A 908-nucleotide genomic window follows, 5' to 3' on the forward strand; every position below is an offset into this window, starting at 1 on the left:
CCACAGACCCCCGGTGCGTCGCGGACCCCGCCCGCACTGGACCGGGTGGGGGTTCCTCGCCCCGTTCATGGCCGTGTTCGCGGTGGTCTTCGTGGCGCCGATCCTCTACTCGCTCTATCTGAGCGTGTACCGCGACCGGTTGGTCGGCGGCACCTCGTTCGTGGGACTGGACAACTACCGCGGTGCCCTGGGCGATCCGGTGTTCTGGGAGTCGGTGTCCCGGGTGACGCTCTTCCTCGCCGTCCAGGTGCCCATCATGCTGTTCCTGGCCCTGCTCCTGGCGTTGGTCCTGGACAGCGGCCGCCTCTACGGACGCGACTTCTTCCGGATCTCGATCTTCCTGCCCTACGCGGTGCCCGCGGTCGTGGCCACCCTGATGTGGGGGTTCATGTACGGGACCCGGTTCGGGCTCGTCGGCAACGTCAACGACCTGCTGGGCGTGACCCTGCCCGACCCGCTCGCCCCCGGGGTCGTCCTCGCCTCCATCGGCAACATCGTCACCTGGCAGTTCGTCGGCTACAACATGCTCATCCTCTACTCGGCGCTGCGCACGGTGCCGCACAACCTCTACGAGGCGGCCGAGGTCGACGGCGCCGGACAACTGCGGGTGATCAGCGCCATCAAGCTCCCCGCCCTGCGCGGGGCCATGGTGATCGCCGCGATCTTCTCCGTCATCGGCAGCTTTCAGCTGTTCAACGAGCCCAGCATCCTGCAGAGCGTGGCGCCCAACGCCATCAGCTCCGGGTACACGCCCAACCTCTACACCTACTCGCTGGCCTTCTCGGGCCAGCAGCAGAACTACGCCGCGGCGGTGGCGATCATCATGGGGCTGTTGACCATGGTCATCGCCTACGCCGTGCAGCTGTTCGGCATGCGAAAGGCGGCGTGAACCATGGGCACCCCCACCT

At 67.2% G+C, this 908-nt stretch carries 1 protein-coding gene; it reads left to right on the plus strand.

What is annotated here, in order from left to right; all coding sequences use genetic code 11:
* Window positions 1-889 (plus strand): carbohydrate ABC transporter permease (locus DSY14_RS27890; RefSeq protein ID WP_249188588.1); only part of this gene is annotated, 889 nt, incomplete at its 5' end.
* Between the last annotated feature and the right edge of the window lie 19 nt (window positions 890-908).

It is taken from the genome of Nocardiopsis sp. MG754419, assembly GCF_018207095.1.
Classification (GTDB): domain Bacteria; phylum Actinomycetota; class Actinomycetes; order Streptosporangiales; family Streptosporangiaceae; genus Nocardiopsis.